This window comes from Streptomyces sp. NPDC047043 (assembly GCF_040644055.1).
GTDB lineage: Bacteria > Actinomycetota > Actinomycetes > Streptomycetales > Streptomycetaceae > Streptomyces.
Window position 1 is genome coordinate 1 of sequence record NZ_JBEYVO010000013.1, and the last position, 2,144, is coordinate 2,144.

At 65.3% G+C, this 2,144-nt stretch carries 4 protein-coding genes and 1 pseudogene; all 5 read right to left on the minus strand.

Annotated elements, in window-relative coordinates; genetic code table 11:
• Window positions 1–261: pseudogene (locus ABZ880_RS21110) on the minus strand (DNA-directed RNA polymerase subunit alpha); the annotation flags it as partial.
• A 147-nt stretch (window positions 262–408) separates the two neighbouring features.
• Window positions 409–813: a 30S ribosomal protein S11 gene (gene rpsK / locus ABZ880_RS21115; protein WP_003956432.1), complete on the minus strand. Its 405-nt coding sequence runs from the start codon at window positions 811–813 to the stop codon at window positions 409–411.
• A 70-nt stretch (window positions 814–883) separates the two neighbouring features.
• Complete coding sequence (gene rpsM / locus ABZ880_RS21120; RefSeq protein WP_020135802.1) at window positions 884–1,264, minus strand: 30S ribosomal protein S13; 381 nt, start codon at window positions 1,262–1,264, stop codon at window positions 884–886.
• A gap of 195 nt (window positions 1,265–1,459) precedes the next feature.
• Window positions 1,460–1,573, minus strand: a complete 114-nt coding sequence (gene rpmJ / locus ABZ880_RS21125) for a 50S ribosomal protein L36 (protein WP_003998809.1) — start codon at window positions 1,571–1,573, stop codon at window positions 1,460–1,462.
• A gap of 58 nt (window positions 1,574–1,631) precedes the next feature.
• Complete coding sequence (gene infA, locus ABZ880_RS21130; protein WP_003948620.1) at window positions 1,632–1,853, minus strand: translation initiation factor IF-1; 222 nt, start codon at window positions 1,851–1,853, stop codon at window positions 1,632–1,634.
• Window positions 1,854–2,144: the final 291 nt, after the last annotated feature.

Sequence of the window (2,144 nt, forward strand, 5' to 3'; positions counted from 1 at the left end):
CGAGGAGACGACCAGCTGCTTGATGTTGAGGATCAGGTCGGTGACGTCCTCCTTGACGCCCGGCACGGTGGTGAACTCGTGCAGAACGCCGTCGATACGGATGCTGGTGACAGCAGCGCCGGGGATCGACGAGAGGAGGGTGCGGCGGAGGGAGTTGCCGAGGGTGTAGCCGAAGCCCGGCTCCAGCGGCTCGATCACGAACCGGGAGCGGAACTCGTCGACGACCTCTTCGGTCAACGAGGGACGCTGAGCGATCAGCATGTGTGGATCAGATCCTTCTTTCGTGGACGCCCGCTATTTGACGCCCGACGGAACCGCCCCCGGCAAAAGGGGCGGGTACTGCAAGGGTACGGGCGATACGGCCCTTTTACGGAGCCGTACCGCCCGAATCCTCAAGACGACCGTGCGTCAGACGCGACGACGCTTCGGCGGACGGCAGCCGTTGTGCGGGGTGGGGGTGACGTCCTGGATGGAGCCGACCTCGAGGCCCGTGGCCTGGAGGGAGCGGATCGCGGTCTCACGACCGGAACCCGGGCCCTTCACGAAGACGTCGACCTTGCGCATGCCGTGCTCCTGCGCGCGGCGGGCGGCCGACTCGGCGGCCATCTGCGCGGCGAAGGGGGTGGACTTGCGCGAGCCCTTGAAGCCGACGTGGCCGGCGGAGGCCCAGGAGATCACGTTGCCCGAGGGGTCCGTGATGGAGACGATCGTGTTGTTGAACGTGCTCTTGATGTGCGCGTGGCCGTGAGCGACGTTCTTCTTTTCCTTGCGGCGCACCTTCTTGGCAGCGCCCTGACGACCCTTGGGGGGCATCTAGTAACTCCTACGGGGAGGTGGTCGGTCCTACAGCGAAGACCGCTGATGAAGCGTTGTCCGCTGAGGACTACTTCTTGCCCGGCTTCTTCTTGCCGGCGATGGCGCGACGCGGGCCCTTGCGGGTGCGAGCGTTGGTGCTGGTGCGCTGACCGCGGACGGGCAGACCGCGGCGGTGACGCAGACCCTGGTAGCAGCCGATCTCGACCTTGCGGCGGATGTCGGCCTGGATCTCGCGACGGAGGTCACCCTCGGTCTTGATGTTGTTGTCGACGTACTCGCGGATCGCGACGAGCTGCTCTTCGCTCAGGTCACGAACACGGGTGTTCGGGTCGATGCCCGTCTCCGCCAGCGTCTGCTGCGAAAGGGTCCGGCCGATGCCGAACACGTAGGTGAGGGCGACCTCCACGCGCTTTTCGCGCGGGATGTCAACACCGGAAACGCGTGCCATTCAATGGCTCCTGGTGATCTTCGGAGGTCTTCCGCAGAACCGGTTCCCAGCCGCCGTACCAGGTACGAACTGGGTCCCCGGCCTCCGAACCGGGGGTGTCAAGCCGTGTCGGCTTGGGCTCTGCGTATGAACATGTTCAGCTCGCGTCGCGCGAATCTCTGCGATGTCGATGCAGAGGGATCGGTCGATCGTGCGTCAGCCCTGGCGCTGCTTGTGGCGCGGGTTCTCGCAGATGACCATGACCCGACCGTGACGGCGGATCACCCTGCACTTGTCGCAGATCTTCTTGACGCTCGGCTTGACCTTCATTAGGTGAGGTTCTCCGGGTCAGTGCCACCACTCCGCCGAAGCGGGGTGCGGGCAAGATCTACTTGTAGCGGTAGACGATCCGGCCACGCGTCAGGTCGTACGGAGACAGCTCCACCACGACCCGGTCGTCAGGGAGGATGCGGATGTAGTGCATACGCATCTTGCCGCTGATGTGTGCCAGGACCTGGTGGCCGTTCTGGAGCTCGACCTTGAACATGGCGTTCGGAAGAGACTCGACGACAGTGCCCTCGATCTCGATGGCACCTTGCTTCTTGGCCACGCTTCGCCCTTCGAATCGACTACCTTGATCGACTCCCCTGCGGGGCGCATGCGGACATGCGGGTGCACGAGAGCCGACGAGTCAGTCTACGTCAGCGCACCCGGAAACACGAATCGAGAGAGCTTGCCCCACGACGGAGATCCTTAAGCAACGCGCCCTCAGGCAAGCGGATCCGGCGCCGCCGCGATCCCGTGCTCCGCCGGCTTCGCCCTGCCGCCGTCCGCTCCTTGACACCGCTCTCGCGGGCTCGGCGCCGGGAGCGCCTCACAAGCTTCGAGCGGCTGCGCCGGC

What these genes read in the sequence shown, in the direction of transcription:
- rpmJ (WP_003998809.1), bottom strand. Translation starts at nt 1,573, where the DNA reads ATGAAGGTCAAGCCGAGCGTCAAGAAGATCTGCGACAAGTGCAGGGTG.
- rpsM (WP_020135802.1), bottom strand. Translation starts at nt 1,264, where the DNA reads ATGGCACGCGTTTCCGGTGTTGACATCCCGCGCGAAAAGCGCGTGGAG.
- rpsK (WP_003956432.1), bottom strand. Translation starts at nt 813, where the DNA reads ATGCCCCCCAAGGGTCGTCAGGGCGCTGCCAAGAAGGTGCGCCGCAAG.